The sequence below is a fragment of the Holophagales bacterium genome (genome assembly GCA_016699405.1).
In the GTDB taxonomy this organism is placed as follows: Bacteria; Acidobacteriota; Thermoanaerobaculia; order Multivoradales; family JAGPDF01; genus JAAYLR01.
On record CP064972.1, the window covers coordinates 3,107,930 to 3,133,381 of the forward strand.

The 25,452-nt window shown below is 70.9% G+C and carries 23 protein-coding genes; all 23 read left to right on the forward strand.

Annotated elements, in window-relative coordinates; genetic code table 11:
• Nucleotides 1-17: 17 nt before the first annotated feature.
• The 23 genes from IPJ17_12805 (at nt 18) to IPJ17_12915 (ending at nt 25,443) form a co-directional block, all read left to right on the forward strand.
• On the forward strand, nt 18-1,205 hold the full coding sequence (locus IPJ17_12805; protein ID QQR72390.1) for a DegT/DnrJ/EryC1/StrS family aminotransferase: 1,188 nt from the start codon (nt 18-20) through the stop codon (nt 1,203-1,205).
• The gene (locus IPJ17_12810) at nt 1,166-1,795 is read left to right on the forward strand and encodes a class I SAM-dependent methyltransferase (protein ID QQR72391.1); all 630 of its coding nucleotides are present in this window, start codon (nt 1,166-1,168) and stop codon (nt 1,793-1,795) included. The genes IPJ17_12805 and IPJ17_12810 overlap by 40 nt, the downstream gene beginning before the upstream one ends.
• Nucleotides 1,796-1,821: 26 nt before the next feature.
• Complete coding sequence (locus IPJ17_12815; GenBank protein ID QQR72392.1) at nt 1,822-2,562, forward strand: glycosyltransferase; 741 nt, start codon at nt 1,822-1,824, stop codon at nt 2,560-2,562.
• 170 nt (nt 2,563-2,732) lie between these two features.
• Nucleotides 2,733-3,773, forward strand: coding sequence for a quinolinate synthase NadA (nadA, locus tag IPJ17_12820; GenBank protein ID QQR72393.1), 1,041 nt, complete (start codon nt 2,733-2,735; stop codon nt 3,771-3,773).
• A 10-nt stretch (nt 3,774-3,783) separates the two neighbouring features.
• Complete coding sequence (locus tag IPJ17_12825) at nt 3,784-5,382, forward strand: L-aspartate oxidase (protein ID QQR72394.1); 1,599 nt, start codon at nt 3,784-3,786, stop codon at nt 5,380-5,382.
• Nucleotides 5,379-6,224: a carboxylating nicotinate-nucleotide diphosphorylase gene (nadC, locus tag IPJ17_12830; protein ID QQR72395.1), complete on the forward strand. Its 846-nt coding sequence runs from the start codon at nt 5,379-5,381 to the stop codon at nt 6,222-6,224. The genes IPJ17_12825 and nadC overlap by 4 nt, the downstream gene beginning before the upstream one ends.
• Nucleotides 6,225-6,598: 374 nt before the next feature.
• Nucleotides 6,599-7,549, forward strand: coding sequence for a lipoyl synthase (lipA, locus tag IPJ17_12835; protein QQR72396.1), 951 nt, complete (start codon nt 6,599-6,601; stop codon nt 7,547-7,549).
• Nucleotides 7,550-7,694: 145 nt separating this feature from the next.
• A complete protein-coding gene (locus IPJ17_12840) occupies nt 7,695-8,141 on the forward strand; it encodes a GNAT family N-acetyltransferase (protein QQR72397.1) in 447 nt (148 codons plus the stop codon).
• Nucleotides 8,142-8,187: 46 nt separating this feature from the next.
• Complete coding sequence (locus IPJ17_12845) at nt 8,188-9,522, forward strand: phenylacetate-CoA oxygenase subunit PaaI (GenBank protein ID QQR72398.1); 1,335 nt, start codon at nt 8,188-8,190, stop codon at nt 9,520-9,522.
• A gap of 35 nt (nt 9,523-9,557) precedes the next feature.
• Entirely contained in the window at nt 9,558-10,463 is a 906-nt protein-coding gene (locus IPJ17_12850) for a proline dehydrogenase family protein (protein ID QQR72399.1), read from the forward strand.
• A gap of 58 nt (nt 10,464-10,521) precedes the next feature.
• On the forward strand, nt 10,522-11,253 hold the full coding sequence (locus IPJ17_12855) for a type 1 glutamine amidotransferase (GenBank protein ID QQR72400.1): 732 nt from the start codon (nt 10,522-10,524) through the stop codon (nt 11,251-11,253).
• A 135-nt stretch (nt 11,254-11,388) separates the two neighbouring features.
• Nucleotides 11,389-13,623, forward strand: a complete 2,235-nt coding sequence (locus tag IPJ17_12860; protein ID QQR72401.1) for a protein kinase — start codon at nt 11,389-11,391, stop codon at nt 13,621-13,623.
• Nucleotides 13,624-13,632: 9 nt separating this feature from the next.
• Nucleotides 13,633-14,013, forward strand: coding sequence for a YkgJ family cysteine cluster protein (locus IPJ17_12865; protein QQR72402.1), 381 nt, complete (start codon nt 13,633-13,635; stop codon nt 14,011-14,013).
• Nucleotides 14,014-14,038: 25 nt separating this feature from the next.
• On the forward strand, nt 14,039-15,772 hold the full coding sequence (recN, locus tag IPJ17_12870) for a DNA repair protein RecN (GenBank protein QQR72403.1): 1,734 nt from the start codon (nt 14,039-14,041) through the stop codon (nt 15,770-15,772).
• Nucleotides 15,769-16,392 carry a threonylcarbamoyl-AMP synthase gene (locus tag IPJ17_12875; protein QQR72404.1) on the forward strand — a complete coding sequence of 208 codons (624 nt, stop codon included), beginning with the start codon at nt 15,769-15,771 and terminating at the stop codon, nt 16,390-16,392. Before recN ends, IPJ17_12875 begins: the two co-directional genes overlap by 4 nt.
• Nucleotides 16,389-18,194 (forward strand): hypothetical protein, encoded by a 1,806-nt coding sequence (locus tag IPJ17_12880; protein QQR72405.1) that lies wholly within the window; start codon nt 16,389-16,391, stop codon nt 18,192-18,194. Before IPJ17_12875 ends, IPJ17_12880 begins: the two co-directional genes overlap by 4 nt.
• Nucleotides 18,194-20,425, forward strand: coding sequence for a hypothetical protein (locus IPJ17_12885; protein QQR72406.1), 2,232 nt, complete (start codon nt 18,194-18,196; stop codon nt 20,423-20,425). The genes IPJ17_12880 and IPJ17_12885 overlap by 1 nt, the downstream gene beginning before the upstream one ends.
• Nucleotides 20,422-20,919 (forward strand): pantetheine-phosphate adenylyltransferase, encoded by a 498-nt coding sequence (gene coaD, locus IPJ17_12890; GenBank protein ID QQR72407.1) that lies wholly within the window; start codon nt 20,422-20,424, stop codon nt 20,917-20,919. The genes IPJ17_12885 and coaD overlap by 4 nt, the downstream gene beginning before the upstream one ends.
• Nucleotides 20,916-21,983, forward strand: coding sequence for an adenosine deaminase (gene add / locus IPJ17_12895; protein ID QQR72408.1), 1,068 nt, complete (start codon nt 20,916-20,918; stop codon nt 21,981-21,983). Before coaD ends, add begins: the two co-directional genes overlap by 4 nt.
• Nucleotides 21,984-22,076: 93 nt before the next feature.
• Nucleotides 22,077-22,829, forward strand: coding sequence for a DUF2071 domain-containing protein (locus IPJ17_12900; GenBank protein QQR72409.1), 753 nt, complete (start codon nt 22,077-22,079; stop codon nt 22,827-22,829).
• Nucleotides 22,830-22,868: 39 nt separating this feature from the next.
• Nucleotides 22,869-23,168: a hypothetical protein gene (locus IPJ17_12905; GenBank protein QQR72410.1), complete on the forward strand. Its 300-nt coding sequence runs from the start codon at nt 22,869-22,871 to the stop codon at nt 23,166-23,168.
• A gap of 452 nt (nt 23,169-23,620) precedes the next feature.
• A complete protein-coding gene (locus IPJ17_12910; GenBank protein QQR72411.1) occupies nt 23,621-24,970 on the forward strand; it encodes a hypothetical protein in 1,350 nt (449 codons plus the stop codon).
• A gap of 11 nt (nt 24,971-24,981) precedes the next feature.
• Nucleotides 24,982-25,443 carry a hypothetical protein gene (locus IPJ17_12915; GenBank protein ID QQR72412.1) on the forward strand — a complete coding sequence of 154 codons (462 nt, stop codon included), beginning with the start codon at nt 24,982-24,984 and terminating at the stop codon, nt 25,441-25,443.
• Nucleotides 25,444-25,452: the final 9 nt, after the last annotated feature.

Genomic DNA, 25,452 nt, shown 5'->3' on the forward strand with positions numbered 1-25,452 from the left:
CTAGCGTAGCGCCCCGCATGGCATCCTCCGAACCGACCGCCGCTCCGGCCGTCCGCGAGCGCATCCCGCTTGCCGAGCCCGACCTGCGTGGAAGAGAGCTCGAGTACGTCGTCGACTGCGTGAAGAGCGGTTGGATCTCTTCGATCGGCCCTTACGTCAATCGCTTCGAGGAGGCGCTGGCCGAAACCACCGGAACGAAGCGCGCGTTGACCACCTCGAACGGCACCGTCGCGCTCCACCTGGCGCTGGCCGCTCTGGGAATCGGTCCGGGAGACGAGGTGATCGTTCCCGACCTGACGTTCGCCGCGACGGCCAACGCCGTTCTCTATTGTGGTGCGACCCCGGTGCTCGTCGACGTGCGCGAGGAGGACTGGGGTCTCGACCCGAGCCTGGTCGAGGCCGCGATCACTCCGCGGACCAAGGCGCTTCTTCCGGTCCATCTCTACGGACATCCGTGCGATCTCGAGGCGGTGCTCGCCATCGCCGAGCGCCATCGCCTGGCGGTGGTGGAGGACGCTGCCGAGGCCCTCGGCGCCCGCTTCGACGACCGGCCGATCGGCAGCTTCGGCGACATCGCCTGTCTGTCGTTCTACGGCAACAAGACGATCACCACGGGCGAAGGCGGCGCCTGCGTCACCTCGCGGGCCGATCTCGCCGACCGGATGTCGTTTCTCCGCGACCACGGGATGAACAAGGCCCGCCGCTACTGGCACGAAGAGGTGGGCTTCAACTACCGGATGACCAGCCTTCAGGCGGCGGTCGGACTGGCGCAGATCGAACGCCTCGGCGAGCTCGTCGCCGCGCGTCGTCGCAACGCGGCGCGCTACCGGGAGCGTCTCGACGGGCTCGGTCTGCTCCTTTCGCCGGAGACCCGCCGGTCGTCGAGCTCGTTCTGGATGTTCAATCTGGTCCTGCCGGAAGGCTCGTCGCTCGACCGCGATGCGCTGGCCCACGCGCTAGCCGCCTCGGGCATCGACTCGCGCACCGTGTTCTATCCGCTGCACCACATGCCACCGTACGCGAAGCTCGTTCGACCGGGGCAGAGCTTCCCGGTCGCGGATCGACTCGGTGCGCGTGGTCTCACCCTCCCCTCGGCGACCACGCTCACCGAGGACGAGATCGATCGGGTCGCCAACGCCGTGCGGCGAGCCCTGGGAGCGCCGGCTTGGGAGACCTCGCGGTCCGCAGCCACTACGACGAGCTGAGCGCGGCCTACGACCGCGATCGGAATCACCGGTTCTTCGCCCAGGGGATCGAGCGCTACCTCGCGGCGCTCGCGCCTCGCCCCGGGCGCGTGCTCGAGGTCGGGTGCGGGACCGGTGGCTATCTCGCCGAGCTCCGCCGGCGCGGCGTCGAGGCGTTCGGAGTCGACTACTCGCCGCGCATGTGCGAGTCGGCCCGGGCCAAGCTCGCGGCGCTCGGGCTCGACGGAGAGGCGTTGGTCCGCTGTGCCGACGTCGAAGAGTCCACCGGTTTCGACGAGCCGTTCGACTCGATCGTCCTCATGGACTGCTGGGAGTTCCTGCCGCACCCCGAGCGTGCGATGGCGACGGTCCATGCCGCGCTCGTGCCGGGCGGCCGCCTGGCGCTCTTCACCCCCAACCAGACCTTTCGCCTGCCGCTGACGGCGCTCGAGCTGCTGCGCATCAAGAAGCTGCGCCCGGCCTTCATGTTCCGCAATTCGAGCGTGCGTCGCGTGCTGGCGCTCTCCGCCGGCCGATTCCGGCTGCTCGAACGGGGAACGATGTTCCTCGGCCTCGAGAGCTGGTTCGTCTTCGAGCGGATCGACGGCTGAGATTCGCCGTCGCCCCGGAGGATTCCGTGCTCTCGGTCATCATGCCCACGCGCAACGAGCGCGAGAACGTCGAGCTGCTGATCTACACGCTGCTGGCCATCCTCGAGCCGCCGACCGGCGGCGAGTTCGAGCTGCTGGTGGTCGACGACAGCGTCGACGGCAGCGACACCTACCTGGCCGAGCGGCTGAAGCCCTACCGGCACGTCCGATTCCACCACCGCGCCAAGGGGACCGGGCTCGGCACGGCGATCGGCGACGGCGTGGAGATGGCGCGTCGCAAGTTCGTCCTGGCCATGGACACCGACTTCAATCACAACCCGCTCGAGCTGCCGCGGCTGCTCGCCGGCATGGGGAAGGCCGACCTCGTGGGTGGCTCGCGCTTCCTCTCCGGCGGCGACATGCCGGGGCACCGCTTCCGCTACCACTGCAGCCGGACGTTCAATCTCTTCGTCCGCCGCACCCTCGGGATCTCGACCACCGACAACCTGGCGGGCTTCTGGGTCGCCGAGCGGGAGCGGATCCTCGCCCTCAAGCGCCAATGGGACTTCTTCTACGGCTACGGCGACTACTACATCCGCCTCCTGCTCGCCGGGCACCTGCTCGGCTGGCGAGTCGAGGAGCTCCCCGTCCGTTACCTCCAGCGCCTGACCGGCGAGAGCAAGACCAGCTTCGTCAAGGAGCTGCGGCGCTACACCGGGACGGTGCTGGCGCTCAAGCGCGAGATCCCGGCGCTGCGCTCACGCCTCGACGGGGCTCGCTCTTCCTGAGCGTTCTCCAGGCGGCGAAGGAGCCTGGGCTCCTCAGCCTCGGCCTCTTGACAACTGCTTATGCTCATTCGTAGTCTAAGTGCGCCGAGCAGGTCGGCCTTTTTCTTGGTCCTCCTTATGCTCAGGTGGAGCATTAGCAGCAGGCGCTGAACGGGAGCAGGGAGCGAACGATGAGTGCGACCGAGACGATCGAGATTCCCGAGACCGCCTTCACCTCGGACTTCGCCGTGGAAGCGGCGGCTGCCGGGTTGCGGGCGCGTCTCTCGCGGGTATTGCCCGCCGCCGAGATTGCGCTGCACGCGCCGGTGGTGGCCGAGATTCAGCGCCTCAAGCGGGAGCGCAACGCGGTCCTCCTGGTGCACAACTACCAGACGCCCGAGATCTTCCACGGGGTGGCCGATCTGGTGGGGGATTCGCTTGCGCTCGCAGAGCAGGCGGCGACGACCGAGGCCGACGTGATCGTGCTCTGCGGCGTTCATTTCATGGCCGAGACGGCGAAGGTGCTCAACCCGGGCAAGACGGTGCTCATCCCCGATCTCGCCGCCGGTTGCTCGCTTGCCGACTCGATCACCGCCGCCGACATCCGTCGCCTGCGCGAGCTCCATCCGGGAGTCCCCGTGGTCACCTACGTCAACACCACGGCGGAGGTGAAGGCGGAGTCGGACATCTGCTGCACCTCGGGCAACGCCGTCGAAGTCGTCGAGTCGCTGGGAGTGGAGAAGGTGATCTTCCTCCCGGACGAGTACCTCGGCCGCTGGGTGGCCTCGCAGACCGACGTCGACGTGGTGCTCTGGAAGGGGCACTGCGAGGTGCACGAGCGGTTCACCGCCGCCGACGTGGCGCTCTTCCGGCAGGCCTGGCCGGACGTGTCGGTGATCGCGCATCCGGAGTGTCCGCCGGAGGTGCTCGCCGCCGCCGACTACGTCGGATCGACGGCCGGGATGATCCGCTACGTGGCGGACCGCCGTCCGCCGCGGGTGGCGATGATCACCGAGTGCTCGATGAGCGACAACGTCGCCGTGGAGTTCCCGGACGTGGAGTTCGTGCGGCCCTGCAACCTCTGTCCGCACATGAAGCGCATCACCCTGCCGCGCATCCAGCGCAGCCTCGAGACGTTGACCCATCGTGTCGAGATCGAGCCGGAGCTTGCGCGCCGGGCGCGCCGCGCGGTCGAGCGGATGCTCGCCGTCGGGCGGGGTAAGGGGCGGTAAGGGAGGAGCCATGAACGTCGGCAGTCGCGAAGTCGGCGAAGAGCTCTGGAGCGACGTCATCGTCGTCGGCGCCGGGGCGGCGGGCCTCACCGCGGCGCTCGGTGCCGCGGATCGCGGCGTGACGCTGCTCGCCAAGGCGCCGCTCGGTGAGGGCGCGGCGACAGGATGGGCGCAGGGCGGAGTGGCGGCGGCGGTCGGGAGCGACGACTCGCCAGCCCTCCATGCCGCCGACACCGTCGCCGCCGGTGCCGGGTTGTGCGATCCGACCAGCGTCGAGCGATTGGTCGAATCGGGACCGGAGGCGATCGAACGCCTGCTGGCCCTGGGGACCCGGCTCGACCGCGCGAGCGACGGCTCGCTCGCCGCCGGGCAGGAGGCGGCGCACCAGCGTCGCCGCGTGCTGCATGCCGCCGATGCGACCGGGCGCGAGATCCTCCGCGCCCTCGTCGAGGCGGTGCGGCGTGAGCCGCGCGTGCGGACCTTCGCCCCGGCGCACGCCGAAGCGCTCGTGCTCGCCGCCGGTCGGGTGGTCGGCGTCCTTGCCCGCCACGACGACGGGCGACGCGTGCTGCACCGCGGGCGGGCCGTCGTGCTCGCCACCGGCGGGATCGGGCGGCTCTACCGCCACACGACGAATCCTCCGGAGGCGTCTGGGGACGGGTTGGTGCTTGCGGCACGGGCCGGGGCGGTGCTCGCCGACCTCGAGTTCGTGCAGTTTCATCCGACGGCGCTCGCTGCCGGGGCCGATCCCCTGCCGCTGCTCACCGAGGCGTTGCGCGGCGAGGGTGCCGTGCTGGTCGACGAGCGGGGCGTGCGCTTCATGGTCGACGAGCATCCGCTCGCCGAGCTCGCTCCGCGCGACGTCGTCTCCCGCGCCATCTGGTGGCAGCTCGAGGCGGGGCGACGGGTCTTCCTCGACGCTCGGGAGGCGGTAGGTAGCCGCTTCGCCGAGCGGTTCCCGACGGTTCTGGCGGCCTGCCTCGCCGCCGGCATCGACCCGCGGCTCGTGCCGATGCCGGTCGCTCCCGCCGCGCACTATCACATGGGCGGGATCGCCACCGACGGCGAGGGACGGACCTCCCTGCCGGGGCTCTGGGCGGCAGGCGAGGTCGCGTCGACGGGCGTGCATGGCGCGAATCGGCTGGCTTCGAACTCGCTGCTCGAAGCCCTGGTGTTCGGCGCGCGGGTGGCGCGCGACCTGGCGCACGCCGAGCTGGCGGCCGTGGCGCGACGGGAAGCGCTGCCGGAGCTGCCGCAAGGACCTGCGGCCTCGGGCGAGCGCGAGGCGGAGCTGCGCGACCTGATGTGGCGGCGGGTCGGGCTGGTGCGGGACGGACAGGGACTGGCAGAGGCGGTCGAACGGCTCGCTCGCGAGGTGACGCCGGCGCCTCCGGGTTCGCTCGGCGCCTTCGCCACCGCCGGCTGGCTGATCGCCGCGGCGGCTGGGGCGCGCCAGGAGAGTCGCGGAGGGCACTTCCGCTGCGACTTCCCGGCGACCGATGCACGGCTGGCCCAGCGCAGCTTCGCCGTTGCCGAGCTCGACGGAGCGTATCCGCGCCTTCGACCTCTCGGGAGATCCGACCGCGACGAGACGGCGGTGGCGCAATGAGCTCGCTCTCGCCGTTGCTCTACGACGACGTCGTCCGGCGGGCGCTGGCGGAAGACCTCGGGCGCGCCGGCGACCTGACGACCGAGGCGATCGTCGATCCCGCGGCGCTCGCGCGGGCGTCCGTCGTCGCCCGGGGCGCCGGCCGCATCGCCGGGCTGGAGGCGGCGCTGCACGCCTTCGTTCTCCTGGACGCCGGCATGACGTTCGAGCGCCTGGCGAGCGACGGAGACGAGGTCGCGGCCGACACGCCGCTCGCTCGCCTCACCGGGAAGGCGCGGGCCCTCCTCTCCGCCGAGCGGACCGCGCTCAACCTGCTCGGCCGCCTCTGCGGTATCGCCGCGGCGACTCAGGACCTCGTGCGGCGGATCGAGGGGACGCGGGCCCGAGTCGCCGACACGCGCAAGACGACGCCGCTCCTGCGGGCGCTCGAGAAGTACGCCGTGCGCTGCGGCGGCGGCGTCAACCACCGCTTCGGTCTCGACGACGCGGTGCTGATCAAGGACAACCACCTCGCGGTGGCTGGCTCGGTGCGCGCAGCGGTGGAGAAGGCACGCTCGCACGTCGGCCACCTCGTCCGGATCGAGGTCGAGGTCGACACCCTCGCTCAGCTCGAGGAGGCGCTGGCGGTCGGCGTCGAGGCGGTGCTGCTCGACAACATGGACGTCGCCACGCTGCGTCGCGCCGTGGAACGGGTCGCCGGCCGCGCCATCACCGAGGCATCCGGCGGCGTCCGTCCGGAGACGATCCGTGCGATCGCCGAGACCGGCGTCGACCTGATCTCCGTCGGCTGGCTGACCCACAGCGCCCCCGCCCTCGACGTCGCGCTCGATTTCGAGACGTGACCCTCCGCTCGCCGGTGGCCCGCGCGTAGGCCGCCAGCGAGCCGGAAGAGGTTGCTGGCTAGAAAACGCAAAGACGTCTGGGTGGGGAAACTGGCCGCCGCGCCTCTTCTGACTCCCGCGAGCACGGCGGCGGCGGGTCGGTATCGCGTCGACCGAAGAAGCACCTCCTGGCTCGCCGGCGGGGACATCGCGGCCGGGGTCTCGAATCCCGAGACAAATCGCCGTCGCGTCCGTTCGTCGGCGACTCCATCGAGGTGCAGCCTCGTGCCTCGTGGCTCGCTGTTTCTTACCCAGACGTCTTGGGTCTTGTCAGCGTCGAGCTCGACGCGGTCCTTCTCCTGAGATGTCGACGGCCCCTTGATAGACTCGGGGCGATGAGCGACGCACTGGTCACGATCGGCCGCAAGGCCGTGGAAGCAGAAGCCGCGCCGGCGGCGCGGGCGCGGCGGGAGGGGCGGCCTTCCTGGCTGCGCATCAAGCTGGCCACACCGGAGGAGTACCACAAGGTCCGCGGTCTGGTGACGCGCCTCAAGCTCAACACGGTGTGCGAGGAGGCTCGCTGCCCGAACATCTACGAGTGCTGGGGCGAGCACGGCACCGCGACGTTCATGATTCTCGGCGACATCTGCACCCGGCGGTGCGGCTTCTGTGCCGTGACCTCGGGGCGTCCGAAGCCGGGCGTCGACGCCGAGGAACCGGAGCACGTGGCCGAAGCGGTGGCGACGATGGGTTTGCGCCACGCGGTGATCACCTCGGTCGATCGCGACGATCTCGACGACGGCGGGGCGGCGCACTGGGCGGCGGTGATTCGCGCCATTCACCGTCGGGTGCCGGAATGCAGCGTGGAGGTACTGACTCCCGACTTCCGCGGGGTGCCCGAAGCGCTCGACGTGGTTCTCGCCGCCGTGCCGGAGATCTTCTCGCACAACGTCGAGACGGTGCCACGCCTCTATCGTACGGCGCGGCCCGGAAGCCGGTACGAGCAGTCGCTGGCGCTGCTTGCCGAAGCGAGTCGGCGGCGGGACGCCGGCTCGTATCGCGGGCGGGTGAAGACCGGCATCATGCTGGGGCTCGGTGAGCTGCCGGACGAGGTCGAGGCGACGATGCGCGACATCCGCGCCGCCGGTGTCGAGGTGATGACGCTGGGGCAGTATCTCCAGCCGAGCCGCGAGCACCTGCCGGTCGACCGCTTCGTCCACCCGGACGAGTTCGCGCGCTATCGCGCCTTCGCGGCCGAGATCGGGTTCACCCACTGCGAGGCCGGTCCGCTGGTGCGCTCGAGCTACCACGCGCACGAGCAGGTCGGACGCAGCCTGCGCGGCTGAGCGGCAGCTGCGGACCGGCAAGCTCGGCAATCCGGCGTCTCGGATCGCGATTTCGTCGCGCGGCGCTGGCGGCGCGGGGCTGCGAGCCGCTACAATCGTCGAGGGCTCCCGTCCGGGAGCGCCCGATCCGGGGAGAGCAGGATCCATGGCTTCCGCTGCGACCGTCCGCGTCCGCCCGCTCGACGAGCTCGACCTGACCGAGGTCGTGCGGATCGTCGAGACGACCGGCGGCGGCTACGACCCGCGCTTCTGGGAGGATCGCGTCGCCACCTGGCTGCGCCGCGACCCGGAGGGAGCTCTCGTCGCCGAGGTGGACGGCACGGTGGCTGGTTTCATGCTCGGCGAGGTGCGGCGTGGCGAGTTCGGTTTCGCCGAGCCGACAGGCTGGATCGAGGTGCTCGGGGTGGATCCGCAGCATCGCGGCAAGGCCGTCGGGCGAGCCCTGGCCGAGGCGCTCTTCGCCCACTTCCGAGCACAGGGCGCGGCCGCGGTGCGCACCCTCGTCGAGGAGAGCCGCCCGGAGCTCGTGTCCTTCTTCGCCACCCTCGGCTTCGAGCCCGCGCCGATCCGCCCCCTGCTCAAGCGTCTGTGAGCCAACTCCCGTCCATCCACGCGACGAGATCCGGAGAGCCTCCCTCATGAGCATGACCGAGACCCTCCTGCCGAAGCCGTATCACGCCGCCGTCGAGCGGTTCCGCGATCTCTACCTGCCCGACTACGGTTTTCTGGTCGACAAATGGGAGACGCACTTCCCGCGCGAGCCGCGCTTCAAGCTCTGTGCCTACCGCGAATGCGGCATGTGCGGCGTCGTCGAGTGCGGCGAGCGCCAGGGCGAGGCGAAGTGGACCTCGGCGACGGCGATCCCCGAGGAGCAGGCGCGCCATCTGTTCGCGATGATCCGCGCCCAGGCGTCGACCGAGTTCGGCTCGATCCAGCAGCACCAGCTCACCCTCTCGCGCGCTGCCGACGAGGAAGAGCAGGTCTGGATCCTGCGCATGATGGCCGAGGAGCTGCGGCACGGCTACCAGATGCTGCATCTCCTGGTGGACGACGACTGGTCGGCGGCGACGGGCGCCGGAAGCCGCGAGCTGGTCGAGGAGATCCTCGACATGCGGACCGGCTCGCACGTGCTCGGCGCCTTCAACATCGACTTCGACTCGTTCGTCGACAACGTCGTCTTCTGCGCGCTGATCGACCGCGTCGGCAAGTACCAGTTGGCGATGCAGAAGGTGTCCTCCTATTCGCCGATGGCCGAGTCGATGCCGCAGATGCTGCGCGAGGAGGCGTTCCACCTCGCAGCCGGCGTCGTCCCGCTGCGCCGCTGGGTCGAACGGGCGGCGCAGGGCGGGATCGCCATCTCGATGGAGATGATCCAGAAGGTACTGAACAAGTGGGTGCCGCGCGGGCTCGAGATGTTCGGCGACGAGCGCGGTGGCGGCACCAACGTGCGCTGGGGCTTCAAGCCGATGAAGAACGACGAGGCCCAGTCCCAGTACTACGAGGAGTTGCGCAAGCTCGTCCGCGACCTCAACCTGCGCTTCCTGCGCGCCCGGCTGCCGGAGCTCACGCCCGGCGAGGCCGAGGCGACGCTCGCCCGGCTCGAGGCCGGGCGGGGGAGCGAGCGCGGCGTCGCCTTCGAAGAGCTGCTGCAGCTGCCTCACATCGCTTTCTTTCGCCGCCGCGGCGTCCCAGCCTTCCAGATGGTGGGTGTCGACGGCCAGGCGTTCGTGTCGCGCGACGAGTTCGTTGCCCATCTCCGCCGCGTCCTGCCGGAGTCGTATCTGGCCGGACGCGACTTCCAGGAGTTCCTCTCCCTGCTCGACCAGGTCTCGTCCGGCTCGCTGCCGCGCGAGAAGGCGGCGGCGCACATGCCGGCGCTGCGGCGGGTGGGAGGGGTCTGCCCATGCTCGCGGGCGGTGCGCTGGGTGGTGGACGAGCCACAGCCGACGACGGCCGCCGCGACGGCGCTCTGACCGCGGCGCCTGCGGGCGCCCCGGAGGGCCACACCATGAGCCTGTTGCACGGGCTGATCGTCCACACCCTTCCCTGGGTGCCGAAGTTCATCGTCGGTCGCGTGGCCTCGCGCTACGTCGCCGGCGGCACGCTCGACGACGCACTGGCGACCATCGCCGACCTCAACCGCGAGGGGGCGATGGCCACGATGGACCTGCTCGGCGAGGAGGTGAAAGACCCCGCCAAGGCGGTCGCGAACGTCGAGGAGTACGAGAGGATGCTCGCCGCCATCGCCGAGCGCAAGCTCGACGCCAACATTTCGATCAAGCCGACCTCGCTCGGCCTGAAGATCGACGAGAAGGTGTGCCGCGACCACGTCGACCGGATCGCCGCGGCGGCGAAGCGCAACGGCAACTTCGTGCGCATCGACATGGAGGACCACACCACCACCGATGCGACGCTGCGCATCTACCACGAGCTGCAGCCCAGGCACGGCAACCTCGGCGTGGTCTTCCAGGCCTACATGCGACGCACGCTCGCCGACATCGCCGCGCTGCCGGCCGAGAGCGCCAACATCCGCCTCTGCAAGGGGATCTACATCGAGCCGCGGGCGGTAGCCTGGAAGGGCTACGAGACGGTGCGCCTGAACTTCCTCGCGGCGCTCGAAAAGGCCCTGCGGCAGGGCGTCTACGTCGGCATCGCGACGCACGACGAGCACCTGGCCTGCGGCGCAGCGGCGCTCGTCGAACGACTCGGAGTGCCGCGCGACCGTTACGAGTTCCAGATGCTGCTCGGTGTCGATCCCGAGCTGCGGCGCATCCTCATCGCCTCCGGACACCGCCTGCGCGTCTACGTCCCCTACGGGCGCGACTGGTACCCCTACTCGATGCGCCGCCTGCGCGAGAACCCGGAGGTCGCCGTGCACGTGATGCGCGCCTTCCTGGGGATCACCGGAAGATAGACGCGTCGACCGGCGCCGGCGCTCGAGCGCCGGCGTCGGGTCGTCCGCGACCCTCGGCATGACCGCCTCCCCACCCCGCGTGCTGTTGCTGCAGATCCGCGACCAGGAGCTCCCGGAGCTCCAGGAGCGCGACTGCTTCGTCCATTTCAGCGGCCTGCCGCGAGAACGCTTCGCCTTCTGGAACCTCGTCGAGCGCCCGGAGATCACCGGCGACGATTGCTCGACCTTCGCGGCGGTGATCGTCGGCGGTGCCGGGGCCCACTCGGTCACCGACGAGCATCCGTTCACTGCGCCGCTCGGCCGGCTGGTGCGCGAGCTCGCGGCGGCGGACCGGCCGCTCTTCGGTTCCTGCTTCGGTCACCAGTTCATCGCCCAGGCGCTGGGTGGGCGCGTGGTCACCGATGCGGCGCGGAGCGAGATCGGCACCTTCGACGTCGAGCTGACGGAGGAAGGTGCCGCCGACCCCTGGCTCGCCGGTCTGCCACGGCGCTTCGCGGCGCAGCTCGGTCATCACGATCGCGTCGTCGATCTGCCGCCGGGCGCGATCGAGCTCGCCCGCAGCGAGCGCTGTCCGAACCAGGCGTTCCGCCTCGGTGCGACCCGCGTCTACGGCGCCCAGTTCCACGTCGAGCTCGATCCGGCGCGCATGATCGAGCGGGCGCGGGCCTACCGCGAGGACTACCTCCCGGACCCCGAGGCGCTCGAGCGGCTGCGCCGTTCGCTGCGGCCGTCGCCCGAAGCCTCGACCCTGCTGCGCCGCTTCCTCGCCCTCGCCGGAATTGCCGACTGACCGGGCCGCCTCTTGCGTGAGCGCGGCGGACCGGAGAGGATTGCCGCCGCTCCGTCGTGATCGCCCGCGTCGACCTCCCCCGCAGGGGACGGGTCGTCCAGGGGTTTCATCCGTCGGCGCTAGGTCCAGACGACGATGACGTCGAACAACCGTTCCGGTCAGCGCGTGGGGCGCTACGAGCTCGGCGAGCCGCTGGGTCGCGGTGGCATGGCCGAGGTCTACCGCGCCACCGACGGAAGCCTCGGACGCGCGGTGGCGGTCAAGCTCATCCTGCCGCATTTCGCCGCCCAGGCCGACTTCCGCGAGCGCTTCCTCCGCGAGGCGCGCCTGGTGGCGGCGCTCAACCATCCGAACATCCTGCCGGTCTACGACTTCGGGGAGGAGGATGGCGTGGCCTTCCTGGTCATGCCGCTCCTCGAAGGCGGATCGCTTGCCGACCGGATGGAGGGTCGCAGCTTCCCCGTGGAGCAGGTCGTGGAGTGGGTCGGGCAACTCGCCGGAGCCCTCGACGCGGCCCACGGCGAGGGGATCCTGCACCGGGACGTCAAGCCGTCGAACGTCCTCGTCGGCAAGGACGGCCGGCTCTCGCTGGCCGACTTCGGTATCGCCAAGTCGGCCGAGTCGTCGACCCGGCTGACGACCACCGGTGCGGTCGTCGGAACTCCCGCCTACATGGCGCCGGAGCTGGCGCGGGGCGAGACGGCGAGCCCGGCCTCGGATCGCTATGCGCTCGCCGTCCTGGCTTACGAGCTGCTCGCCGGAGATCCGCCGTTCCGCGGCGACAGCGCCCTCGCCGTGCTCCACCGCCACGTCACCGAGCCCGTGCCGCCGATCACCCGCAAGGTCCCGGCACTGCCGAAGGCGCTCGATCGGGTGCTCGAACGCGCGTTGGCCAAGGAGCCCGGGGAGCGGCCGGACACTTGCGTCGCCTTCGCGGTGGAGCTCGCCCAGGCCGCGGGGATCACGGCGCCGTGGACCGCCGCGACCTCGTTGAAGCCCGCTCCGGCCGGCCGCTTCGGCCAGGAGCCCACGGTGGTGACGCCGAGCGCGGGCACCCAGGCGGGGGGCCCTCGCGTACCGCTCGCCCGCGGCGGGGTGGCAGTGGCGCGGGGCGGGCGTTCGTCGATCTGGGTGACGCTCGCTCTGCTCGGCGCCGCCGCGGTCGTCGTCGGGCTCGGCTGGTCGTGGCTCCGGCCGCAGCCGACGCCGGGAGCGTCCGAGAACCGGGCGATGGATCGAGAGCTGGATCCGGCGGCGACGCCGATCGCGCCGCCATCGAGCGCCCGTCACGCCGCCGTCGATGCCTTGCCGACACCGACGGCAGCGCCCGCGGGAAAGCCGACGGAGCGCGCGCCGCTCGTCCCGCGAGGGAGCGCGACCGACGTCGCGCCGCCGCCGGACCCGCGCGCGTCGATGGTCGCCGCGACGCCGTCCGCCCCGCCTGCCACGCCGCCGGCCGCGCCATCGGTCGACACGGCGGCCGAGCCGCGGCCGGGAGCCCCCGGGGCCGCGCTCGTCGCTGCGCCGGCGGCCCCTCTCGTGCGCGGCCTGACGACGATCAAACACGTCGGCGAGCGGGCCTCCGGCCTCCTGCGACCGACGCGGCGCCTGAGCGAACGCGACTTTCGCGAGCTCCTCGCCTCGGTCGCCGAGCTGGCGCCGAGCGCGGCGAGGAGCGAGAGCGAGCGAGCGCTCGCTGCCGGGCTCGAGGCGTTCTCGCGCGGTGGCCTCGCGTGGCTCTCGGGCGACCTGGCGAAGGCGCGGCAGGAGCTCGACCGCGCCGCCGAGGAGGCGGCCCGCAGCCTCTCGCCGATGGCCAATCCCGGGCTGGTCTTGCGCACCGGGGCGCTCGACAGCAGCGCCTCCTGGCAGCTGGCCTTCGCATTCGGGGATGTGCGTGGCGACGCGGCGCGCCTGCTCGCCGAGGCGCGCTCCGCCGGCTCGCTGACCCCGGCTCAGGCCGAGTTCGGCACGGCGGTCGTCGAGCGCTGGGACGGCCATCATGCCGAGGCAGCGCAGCGGGCCCTGCGCATGCTCGAATCGAGTGCGGGATCGCTCGCCGAGGTCGAGCGCTCGCAGGTCGCCCAACTCGCGGCCGAGGAGCTGGCGATGTCGGGCGACGTGGAGGGTGCGGCTCGCGCCTTCGACCGGGCGATCGTCGACGCGGGGACGCAGCGCGGCTCGCTGGCACTCGAAGCGGCGATGGTCGTGGGAACGCGCGCCGGGCGACCGGACCTTGCCGGTCGCTTTCTCGCCACGGCGTGTGCCGCCGGCATGGAGCGGGCGTGCATCGACCCGCCGGCCGCCGGCGAGCGACGCATCCTGCCGTTCGGCCGTCGGCGCCCTCGTCCCGGCTCGCCGGGCGGGTAGAATGCGCCGGTGTCCGCGCACCGGCAATTCTTCGACTGTTCCAACTGCCCCGCCTACTGCTGCACCTACGAGCACATCGAGGTGACGGCGGCCGACATCCGCCGACTCGCCCGCCACTTCGGTCTCTCCGAGCGCACCGCCGCCGCGCGTTTCAGCAAGCCGGTGGAGGGAGGGACGAAACGGGTGCTGCGTCATCGCAAGGACGAGATCTTCGGCAACGCGTGCCGCTTCCTCGACCCGGAGACCCGACGTTGCACGGTCTACCAGGCGCGCCCGCACATCTGCCGGGCCTTCCCGGGCCTGGCGCGCTGCGGTTTCTACGACTTCCTGATGGCGGAGCGGCGGTCCCAGGAGGACCCGGAGTACGTGCCCTCCTTCCGCCGCGGCTGAGCGTCGCGACTCGGGAGATCCCGTCGTGCTCGTCGATCTGCACCTCCGCAACCTCGCCGTGCTCGCCGGAGCCAGCGTCGAGTTCGGCTCCGGCCTCAACGTGCTCACCGGCGAGACCGGCGCCGGCAAGTCGATCGTCGTCGACTCGCTCGCGCTGCTCGGCGGGGCGCGCGCGGCGAGCGATCTGGTGCGCGCCGGAGCCGAACAGCTGGCGGTGAGCGGCGTCTTCCGGCTGCAGGGTCCCGGAGCCGCCGCGGCGGCGGCGCTGCTCGGCGAGGCCGGTGTGGAGGTCGACGGGGCCGAGATCGTCGTGCGCCGCGAGATCGGCCGCGAGGGGCGCAATCGCGTCTTCCTCAACGACCAGCCGGTGACCTTGCGCCTGCTCGCCGAGCTGGCGCCGCTCCTGCTGCGCATCCACGGCCAGCGTGAGGAGCTCGGCCTGGCGGTGCCGGATCTGCAGCGAGCGTGGCTCGATCGCAGCGGCGGCGACGAGGCTGCGGCGCTGCTCGACGCCGTCGACAAGGCATACGAGAGATGGGCTGGCCTCGCGGCGCGCCTCGAGCGGCTGCGCGGCGATGCGCGCCTGCGCACCGAGCGTCTCGATTTGCTGCGCTTCCAGCTCGGCGAGATCGACCGTGTCCGCCCGCACGCCGGCGAGGAGGACGAGCTGCGGCGCGAACGGGATCAGCTGCGTCATCGCGAGGCGATCGAACGCGGGCTCGGCGGCGCGCTCGACCTGCTGCTCGACGGCGAGTCCTCGGCGAGTGACCGCCTGGCCGGAGCGCGCGAGCAGCTTCTCGATGTCGCGGTCTGGGAGCCGGGGGTCGAGGAGGCCGCCCGTACCCTTGCCGAGCTCGCCGCGAGCCTCGGCGAGACGGCGCGCGAGCTGCGCACCCTCCTGCCGTCGGGCGACGACGAGCCGGGGCGGCTCGACGCGATCGAAGAGCGTCTCGCCGGCCTCGAGCGGTTGATGCGGCGCCACGGCGGGTCGACGGTCGAGCTGCTCGCCGCGCGAGCGCGGATCGCCGAGGAGCTCGGCGAGCTCGAGCACGACGAGAGCCACCGCGACGATCTCGAAAAGGAGATCGCCGAAGCGCTCGCCGACTATCGCCGGGCGGCGCTGTCACTGTCGGCGGGGCGCGAACGCTGGGGCGGCGGGCTCTCGACGCGGCTGACCGAGGAGCTGGCCGACCTGGCGCTCGAACGGGCTCGTCTCTCCGTCCGCCTGGAACGGCGCGCGCGAGCCGACAGCCCGCTCGAGATCGACGGGCGAGCGGTCGAATTCGGCTCCTCCGGGCTCGACGCCGTCGTCTTCGCCTTTTCGCCCAACCCGGGCGAAGAGCCGCGACCGCTCGGGCGGATCGCTTCGGGGGGCGAGCTCTCGCGGGTCTTCCTGGCCCTGCAGCTCGCCGCGCGCGGGGAAGCGGTGGCCGGCGGACCGGCGCTGGTCTTCGACGAGGTCGACGCCGGCATCGGCGGGGCGGCTGCGGCGGCGGTCGGTCGCAAGCTCCAGCGGCTCGCGACCGCCGGGCAGATCCTCGCCGTGACCCACCTGCCGCAGGTGGCCTGCCACGCCGACCGGCACTTCAAGGTGGAGAAGCGCGTCGAAGGGGGACGGACCTTCGCCGAGGTGCGGGCTCTCTCCGCCGAGGAGCGGGTCGAAGAGATCGCGAGAATGCTGGGCGGTGCCGAGATCACCAAGCGGACGCGCTCGCATGCCGCCGAGATGCTCGAGGCGGCACGGAGGCCGCGCGCATGAGCGCCGTTCGTCTCTGGCGTGAGGGCGAGGGGATCGGCGAGCTGGCGGCGGCGATCGACCGCGGAGCGATCGTGGCGATCCCCACCGAGTCGAGCTACGGGCTGGCGGTCGATCCCGCCGACGAGGCCGCGGTCGCTCGCCTGATGGCGCTCAAGGGACGCGACGCAGGCAAGGCGCTTCCCGTCGTCGTCGGCGCCGCCGCCGCCGTCGCGAGCCTTCCCGTCGATGGCCGGGCCGAGGCTCTGGTCCGCTTCGCCCACCTCTGGCCGGCGCCGCTCTCGCTCCTCCTGCCGCTCACCGCACCGCTCGCGGCGAGCGCCGGCGAGCCGCGGGTGGCCGTCCGCGTGCCGGCGCATCCGCTCCTGCGGAGGCTGCTCGCCGCGCTCGGGCGCCCGCTCACCGCGACGAGCGCCAACCTCTCCGGCGAACCGGCGATGCTCGACCCCGCTGTCGTGGCCGGTTGGCTCGAGGAGCAGCCGGGCGAGCACTGGGTCGTCGACGGTGGCCAGCTGGCGGGCGGGTTGCCTTCGACGCTGGTGGCGGTCGAGCGTGGGGAGGTGAGGATCGTTCGCGCCGGGAGCTTCCCCGCCGAGCGTCTGCTCGCGGAGGTGGCACGATGAGGCATCGGCTTCGCCGCCACGCTGGAGCGTGGGGGGTGGCTCTGGCGCTGCTGGCGTCCACCTCCGCCAGGTCGGCGGACGAGACCTTCCACGTCGACGAGGCGAGGCCGGGCCAGCGCGGCTACGGCATCTCGGTGTTCGCCGGAGCCGAGCCCGAACGTTTCGAAATCGAGGTGGTCGGCGTCCTGCGCAACGTCGCCCCGGGGACCAGCTATCTGCTGGCACGGCTTTCGGGTCACGATCTCGAGCGCACCGGGGTCGTCGCCGGGATGAGCGGCAGCCCGGTGTGGATCGACGGCAGGCTCGCCGGCGCGGTTTCGTTCGGCTTCACCTTCGGCAAGGACCCGCTCGCCGGGATCACGCCGATCGACACGATGCGCGCCATCCCCGGTGGGGCGGCGAGCGGTGCGCAGGCCGTCGCTCCGCGTTCGGCCGGTCCGCGCCTGGCGCTGGTCGACCTCGCGGCGCTGCGTCTGCCGGCCGACCTCGCCGATCGTGAGCTCGCGGCCCTGGCGACGGCGGCCAGTCGTCCCGGCGGCGGCGCTCCCGCCCTGCTCTGGACGGCGAGCGGCTTCCCGATCGCCTCGCGTGCCCGGCTCGAGCAGGCGCTCGCGCCGCTCGGCGCCTTCGGCAGCGGCGGCTCGGGGGCGCCGGTCGGAGAGCTCCGCGACGGCAGTGCCGTGGCCGGAGTTCTGGTCGACGGCGATCTGCAGATCGCCGCGACGGGCACGGTGACCGAGCGACGGGGCAACGAGTTGCTCGCCTTCGGGCATCCGTTCATCGGGCTCGGTGCCACCGCTCTGCCGATGGCGACGGCGGAGATCATCACCGTGGTGGCGAGCCAGGCGAGCTCGTTCAAGCTCTCGAATACCGGGCCGGTGGTGGGTGCCCTGGTGTTCGACCAGAGCGCCGGGGTTCGCGGCCGGATCGGCGCGGCAGCCCCGATGCTTCGGCTCGTCGTGCGCGTCGGCGGGCCGGCGGGGCGCACGGTCGCCGTGCGGATCGCGCAGGTCTCGCGCTTCCTTCCCGCGCTGATCGCGGCGAGCGCCGTGGGGGCGCTCGACGTGGCGGCTGCGGTGGCGGCCGAGAGCGTCGACGCCGAGCTCCGGCTGGTATTCGCCGACGGCCGTGAGCTGCGAATGGCCCAGAGCTTCGACGGAGCGGCCCCGGCCAAGGAGATGGTGGACTGGTTGGTCGCCGTGACCTCGTACCTGACGACGAACCCGCTCGCCGACGCGTCGCTCGAGCGCGCCGAGCTCGCCGTCGAGCCGTTCGCGGCGCCCCGGGCGGTCGCCCTGCTCGCCGTTCGGCCCGATCGTGCGCTGGTCCGGGCGGGTGAGCGCCTCGGGATCGAGGTGACGCTCGCGCCGTTCCGTGGCGCCGCCGAACGGCGCCGCGTCGAGATCACACTGCCGGCGGACCTGCCGGCCGGGCGCTATTCGCTCCTGGTCGGGGATGGCGCCAGCATCGACGGTGCCCAACTCGAAGCCGAGCCGGTCGATCCGACGACGCTCGACCAGGCGCTCGCCGTCCTCGGCTCGCTCTCCACGCGCCGTGAGCTCTCGGTGCTCGGTCTCCTGCCGGCACGGGGCGTCGCCTCGCCGGGCGAAACGCTGCCGCGGCTCCCAGGGACCTGGCAGTCGCTGCGCGGCCTGGTCGCCGGTCGTACCGACGAGCGGCCGTTGCGCCTGGCCGTGGCCCAGCGGGTGCGCGTTCCGCTCGCCGCGCCGCTCGTCGGCATGGCGCGAGTCGAGCTCGAGGTCCGCCGGCCGAGCGTGCTCGTCGGCAAGGAGAAGCCCTGATGCGAATCCGCTCTCTCGTCCGTCGCGGCGGTCTGGTCACGCTCGCCGCCGTGGCGGCTCTCGCCGGCGCTGCCGGGTTCGTCGTGGTGGCGGCGGCTGAGGCCGCGCCGGTGCGCATCTTCCAGGTCCAGTCGGCGGTCGATTTTCTGCGCGGCACGCTCGACCGGGTCCGGCTCGACCCGGTGGGCGCGATCGAGCTCGGGGCGAAGATGGACCGGATCGCCGGTTTCGACGAGCCGTTCGCCCTGGCCGTCGCCGCGCACCCGCGGGGTTGGATCGTCGGCACGGGCAACGCCGGCAAGGTACTGCTCGTCGAGCCGGACGGCCACGTCACGGTGCTCTTCACCGCGCCGGAGCCGGAGGTCTTCGCCGTGGCCGTCGACGGCCAGGGGACGATCTATGCGGCAACCTCACCGCGCGGCAAGGTCTATCGGCTGAAAGAGGGCGGCAAGCCCGAGACGCTCTTCACCTCGGGCGAGGACTATGTCTGGGCGCTCGTCGTCGAGCCGGACGGTGCGCTGCTCGTCGCGACGGGGACGCACGGCCGCCTGTTCCGGGTGCATCCGGACGGCAAGTCCGAGCGTCTGCTCGACGGGGTGGACACGCATGTGCGTGCGCTCCTGCGGCGCGCCGACGGGTCGCTGCTGATCGGCACGGCCGGCCAGGGGCTGTTGCTCGAACGCCAGGTCGACGGCTCCGTCCGCACGCTCGTCGATCCCCCGCAACCCGAGATCGCGGCCCTCGTCGAAGGGCCCGCGGGAAGCTGGTACGCCGCGGCAGTCACCTCGGAGGCGAGCTGGGTCGAGCCGGGGGCACGCATTGCGCCGGCGGCGCCGTCGCCGGCGAGCCCGTCGGCCGACGCGAGCCCCTCCGGCGAGCCCCAGGTGACCGTCACCGTTGCCGCCGAGGGGGATGCTGCCGCGGCGCCGACGCCCGCTCGACCGGCAGCGGGGAAGGGGCCGCGCAGCGAGATCTGGCGCGGCGATGCGGCGGGCCGGGTGGAGCGCGTCGACGAGCTCGCCGAGGACACGGTCTTCGCGCTGCTCTGGTACGCCGACCGCCTCTGGGTGGCGACGGGCGTCGAAGGGCGGCTGTTTACCCTGCCTGGGCCGCGGCTGGTGCTCGAGCGCGACCTCGAGGAGCGCCAGATCGTCGCGTTTGCCGGCGGCACGCGACCGGCCGTGCTGACCACGAACGGTGCGGCGCTCTATCGGCTCGGTGCGGGTCGCGAGGCGTCGGCGGTGCTCACGAGTCCGTCGCTCGATGCCGGGCAGGTGGCGCGCTGGGGGACGCTCACCTGGCTCGGACAGAGTCCGGTCGGCACACGGGTGCGCTTCTCGTTGCGCAGCGGCGGCACGGCCGACCCCGACGAGAGCTGGAGTGCCTGGAGCGACCCGCGCGAGGGGCGGGAGATCGCCGTCAGCGCGATTCGCCCTGGACGCTACCTGCAGTGGCGGGCCGAGCTGACAGGGGATGGGGCCGCGACGCCACGGCTCGTCTCGGTGGAAGTGAGCTATCGCCAGGAGAACCTCCGGCCGCGCGTCGAGCGCTTCGGCGCGATGGAGCCGGGACAGATCCTGGTGCCGACCGGCTACAACCCGGCCGAGCAGGTGTTCGAGCCGCTGCACGCCGCGCGCGGTGGGATGTTCACGACGCTTCGGCCGGTCGACTCGTCGGGAGACGGGCGCGTCAAGCCGCTCTTCAAGCTCGGCTATCGCACCCTGCGCTGGAAGGTCGACGAGCCGAACGGCGACCCGCTCGAGTACGAGCTCGCCTTCCGTCCCGAGGGCGCCGAGCGCTGGCTGCCGATGGGCGAGCCGACCACCGACGAGTACTTCTCGTTCGACGCGGCGGCGTTGCCCGACGGTCTCTACCGTTTCCGTCTGAGGGCGAGCGACCGGCGCGGCAATCCGGGCGAGGAGCCGCTCGTCGACGAACGGACGAGCGAGCCGATCGTCGTCGACCACACGCCGCCGCGCCGCATCGCCACGCGGCGGGAGGCGGGGCGCGTCGTCGTCGAGGTGGAAGACGAGCTCTCGCCGTTGCGCACCGCCGAGGCGAGCGTCGACGGCGGCGAGTGGCGACCGGCCGTGGCGTGCGACGGACTGCTCGACGGGCGGCACGAATCGCTGGTCGTCGACGTTCCGGCGGGTGCGAGGTTCGTCCTCCTGCGGGTCTCGGACGCCCAGTTCAATCAGGTCGCCTTCGATCTCTCGGAGGGCTCGCGATGAACCGGCAGACGCGCCGCATCGCCGTCTACCCGGGTTCGTTCGACCCGGTGCACAACGGTCATCTCGATCTGATCGAGCGCTGCCGCCCGATGTTCGACGAGGTGGTTGTCGCCGTGTTGCGCAACGAAGAGAAGCGCCCGCTCTTCACTCTCGACGAGCGGGTCGCGATGATCGCCGATCTGGTGGCCGACAAGCCGTGGTGCCGGGTCGAGAGCTTCTCCGGGCTGCTCGTCGACTTCATGGAGAAGATCGGCGCCCAGGCGGTGGTGCGCGGCCTGCGCGCCGTCTCGGACTTCGAGTACGAATTCCAGATGGCGTTGATGAACCGGCGCCTGAATCCGCGGGTGGAGACCGTTTTCATGATGCCGCGCGAGGATTTCATCTATCTCTCGAGCCGGCTGGTCAAGGAGGTCTTCGCGCTCGGGGGAGAGCTCTCCGGGCTCGTGCCGGCGCCCGTTCTCGATCGACTGCGCGAGCGGGTCGCCCGAGGATGAGCGGCGCCTCGAACGGGATCGCGGCCTTTCTCCGCGAGTTGCCGAAGGCCGAGATCCACGTCCATCTCGAGGGTGCGATCGCCCCGTCGACGCTGCTCGCCCTCGCCCGACGCCACGGCGTCGCGCTGCCGGCCGACGACGAGGCGGGGCTCACGGACTGGTTCCGCTTCCGCGACTTCGAGCATTTCGTCCAGGTCTATCTCGCCTGCTCGCGCTGCCTGCGCGATCCGGAGGACTTCGCGCGTCTGGTGCGCGACTTCCTCCTCGCTCAGGCCGCCCGCGGGATCGTCTACTGCGAGGCGCACTTCACCATCTCGACCCACGTCGCCAACGGTGCGAAAGCGGGCGAGGTGCTCGACGCGGTCGCCGTGGCGATCGCGGCCGGCGAGGAGGAGACCGGAGTGCGCCTCCGGCTGATCCCGGACATCGTGCGCAATGTCGGTGTGCCGCCGGCGGACCTGACGCTCGAGTGGGCGCTCGCCGGCGCGCGGCGCGGCATCGTCGCGGCCCTCGGCCTCGCCGGCAGCGAAGCGCGGTTCTCCTGCGAGCCGTTTGCCCCGCACTTCGCCGAAGCGGAGCGACGCGGCCTGCATCGCGTCGCGCACGCCGGCGAACATGCCGGTCCCACCTCGGTGCGGGCGGCGCTGGCGCTCGGCGCCGAGCGGATCGGCCACGGTGTGCGAACGGTGGAGGATCCGGCCCTGCTCGCCGAGGTCGTCGCCGACCGCGTGCCGCTCGAGCTCTGTCCCACCTCGAACCTGCTGCTCGGAGTGGCGCCCGACCTGCGGAGCCACCCGATCGCGCGACTGCGCGTGGCCGGGGCCGAGCTGTCGATCAACTCCGACGATCCGGCGCTATTCGCCATCGACCTGCCGGGCGAGCTCGGACGCCTCCACGACGAGCTCGGCTGGAGCGCCGAGACGCTGACCGAGCTCGCCCTCGCCGGGTTCCGCCACGCCTTCCTGCCGGCCGAAGAGAAGGCGCTGTGGGAGCGCGAGCTGCGCAGCCGTGCCCGCGAGCTCGGCGAACGCCATCTCGGCCGCGCGATCCAGGTGTCCGGCTGAGCGAGTCGGCGGTGCGCTCGTGACCTGCGGTCTCGCCAGCGCGGGTCGACCGGGGGAGAATAGCCGCCGGCCGCCACTCTGCCGGCGACCGACGTGCCGATGATCCTCCATACCGTCATCCGCGACTGCCTCTACCTCAACTGGGCGATCCCCGTCGAGGCGGTGCCGGCGTTGCCGGAGCCGCTGCGGGTCGAAGCACACGGCGAGGGGAGCCGTCGAGAGGCGTTCGTCTCGGCGGTGCTCTTCCGACAGGAAGAGCTGCATCACGAGCTCGCGCCCTTCCTCCAACTCGCCTATCCGCAGTGCAACCTGCGGCTCTACGTGCGCGACGGCGACGACATCGCGTCGGTCTTCTTCCTGCGCATGCTGGTGCCGGCCTGGGTGGTGGCCGGGGCGCGCCTCGTCGGCCATCAGCCGGCGATGGCGGCGTCGCTCGACTTCCCGCCGCGCGGTCTCGGCGCCGACCTCGACGCCTGGCGTTGGTCGGTCGCCGCGGGCTCGGCGCTGCGCCTCGAGGCCCAGCCGGGGGCCGGTGCGCCGGGGCCGGGGCCGGATCTTGGCTCGTGGCAGAAGGCGGTGGCCTACTTCCGCGAGCGACCCCGTGGCTATGGGCTGCTCGGCGGCCGGCTGCGCCGGGTCGAGGCGTTCCACCCGACGGTCGAGCACGCCCCGGTTCGTGTCGCGGTGACCGAGACCAGCCTCCTTGCCGAGGCGCTGCCTGACGCCGATCCCGCGCTCTGGCTCCGTCCGCACTCGGCGTTCCTTTGTCCGCGCGTGCCGTTCGCCTTCGATCTCGGGACGTCGGTGCGCGAGGCGTTGCCCGCGCATCTGCCGGCGCCCGGTTGAGGCGGCGTCATCGCCAGCCCGCTTCGGCGTTCTCCTGACATGCGCCACTCGATCGCCGGTCGCCTCGTCTTCTGCCTGCTGCTCGGGTTCCACGGGAGTGTGCAAGCTGGAGCGGCGGCGCGCGAGCTGCCGACGACGCGCGTGTCGCTGCAACTTTCCGGCGCGCCGTCGGAGCTTCTCGGCGTCGATCTGGACGGCGACGGGCGACGCGACCTGCTGCTTTTCGTCGCCTGGTCGCATTGGACCTTGCCGCTGAGCCGCGGGAGGCTATTGAGGTACGACTCACCGCCGGCGAAACGACACCCCGCTTGCCATCAGCCTCTCCGGCGAGCGCGTTGATAGGAGCTCGACATCGAGCAGGTCCTGGCGGGACCTTCCCTCGTCCAGGTCGGAGCCGGCTTCCTCTGGCAGGCGCTAGCCGGGTGCAGCCTGCTGTGGGCAGTCCGACCTTTCTCAGTTCATTCTTCGTCGAGCAGGATGGGCACTGAGGTCCCTGGGCCCAGGGGTGGTAGGACAGGTGTCCTGTCGGGAGTTCATTCGTCGCCGCGTTGGCGGCGCGGCGGACGATCCCTAGACGACAGGCAGATCGCAGAATCGGAGCGGTTCTTTCGTGGCCCTTCCCTCTCGTGAGCGAAACTCGAACCCTACCTGACGGGGCGGGAGACTTCTTGTCTCTGTGTGCTACCGTTGTGCCGACGCGTAGTCGGCCGCTTGCGGATCGGGATGCGCAAGCCTGGGCTCGTCGCCTCGCTGGAACATTGAAGTCGCTGGGGGTCGAAGGAGGGGGGGTCATGAAGCGGAATCGGTGTCCGTACCTTGCCCATTCCACGCTGGCAATCATCGCACTACTTGTCGTTGTCTGTACCGGCTGTGGCAACACGAAGAAGGTCCCGAGCAAGTTAGAACTCCTGGCCGACCCTTCCATTACCGCGCCGGGAAAACCCTTGGCGACGTCCGTGCGCGTTGACGTGTGCCTGGATGCAACTCCCTCTATGGCAGGCTTCGCAGTCGACCCGAGGAGTGAGTACTTGACACTTCTCGATGAGCTTGAGGGAGCCGTTCAGAATCGACTCCGCGACTCCACGGTGCGGTACTTCAAGTTCGGCGAGGCGATTCGCCAAGTGAGTCGAGACGAGTTTCGAAGTGCCAAGGGGGCGGTGTTCTACAACGAACCCGGCATTTTCAAACAGACCAACATCGACCAGGTGTTTCTGAGAGAGGGCCCAAGGCCCGGCCCGCTGGCCGCAAGCACCTTGGTCGGGCGGCCGGCGAGCACCGCTAGCGAAGCTGTGGCGATTGTCGTCACGGACCTCTTTCAACATGACAACGATGTGAACCTCGTGGTTTCTCAGATCCGGAGGAACTGCCTCGAACTAGGGTGCAGCGTTGGACTTCTCCCCGTCATGAGCGAATTCGACGGGATGGTCTTTGATGCACGCGTTCCGTCGTTCCCTTACAAGTCAACGCCGGGTAACCCAAGAACGCGGCGCCCCTTCTATCTTCTGTTCTTCGGCGAGCAGGACCGAATCGAGGAGTTGGTCGAACTCCTCTCCGCAAGGCCTTACATCGACAGGAATAGGCTCCTGCTGGTCTCTCCGAAGATCGTGCGGCACTACTCAGTAGCTGTTAGCAAGGACCCGACTTCCAAAGACCTGAATCTTCGTCATGCGCCAGGCGCCGCCGACGAGTTCGAGTTCGCTTTGAGAAGAGGTGGAACTGGAGGGGTACTTCGCGTCGACTTTCAGTACGACCCGATCATGGCATCCCCAGTAGTCGACCCAACGGGCATCCAGATCGAGGTTCGTACCGGAGCAAGAGGGATGGCCGGTAAGCCGACTGAGGCACTGAAACTCCTCACCGCGACTGCCATTGGCAACAAGGTCTCGACGACTATCGCGCTCGATCTGCCCGGTCCTCCTGGGGAGTATGAGTTTCAATTGCTCTTCCGGGTCGGTGGTGCAGGTGCGTTTACGGCACCGAGTTGGGTTTCAGAGCTTTCGTCGGACAATCCAACACCAGCCGATGGCCCAGCCAAGACCCTAAACCTGAAGCGGTTGGTCGACGAGCTGATTGGGGCCAGTCTCGCGGTGCAGCCCCCTCCGCTCGCAAGAGCGTTCGTGACGGTCAAGAAACTCGGTTGAGGAGAGAAGAAATGCGAACTTCCCCGGTGAACTACATCGTCGCACTCACACTCGCTGGAGTCCTCTGGGCCATTTGTGGCGTTCCGCTCGGGAACTACTTAGCCGACAGCATCTCGCTAGCCCAGGCAACCACGGTCGACTTCGTACGGGTATTCCGAGTGACTTTGGCGATTGCCGCATTGGTGGGGTTCGCCGGATGTGCTCACTGGTTCTTCTACGGGAGTCGCGAAAAAACGGCTGGTGATATGCCTGGAGCGCGCAGGACCTGGAACGTCTGGTTCTTCGTTGAGTTGATCGCGTGCGTTGGTGCTGTCGCCGGTGTGGTCCTGAGCTTTGCGGACGAGAGCTTCATCGCTCGCGACTATCTGCTCCTTGTCATCTCGTCATCCTTGCTGACCTGGGTACTATTCTGGGTTGCGTCGCTGCTCCTGTCGCCACGCGGGGTCATGTACTGCATGTTGGGTAGGCGCTGAGGGCGGGAG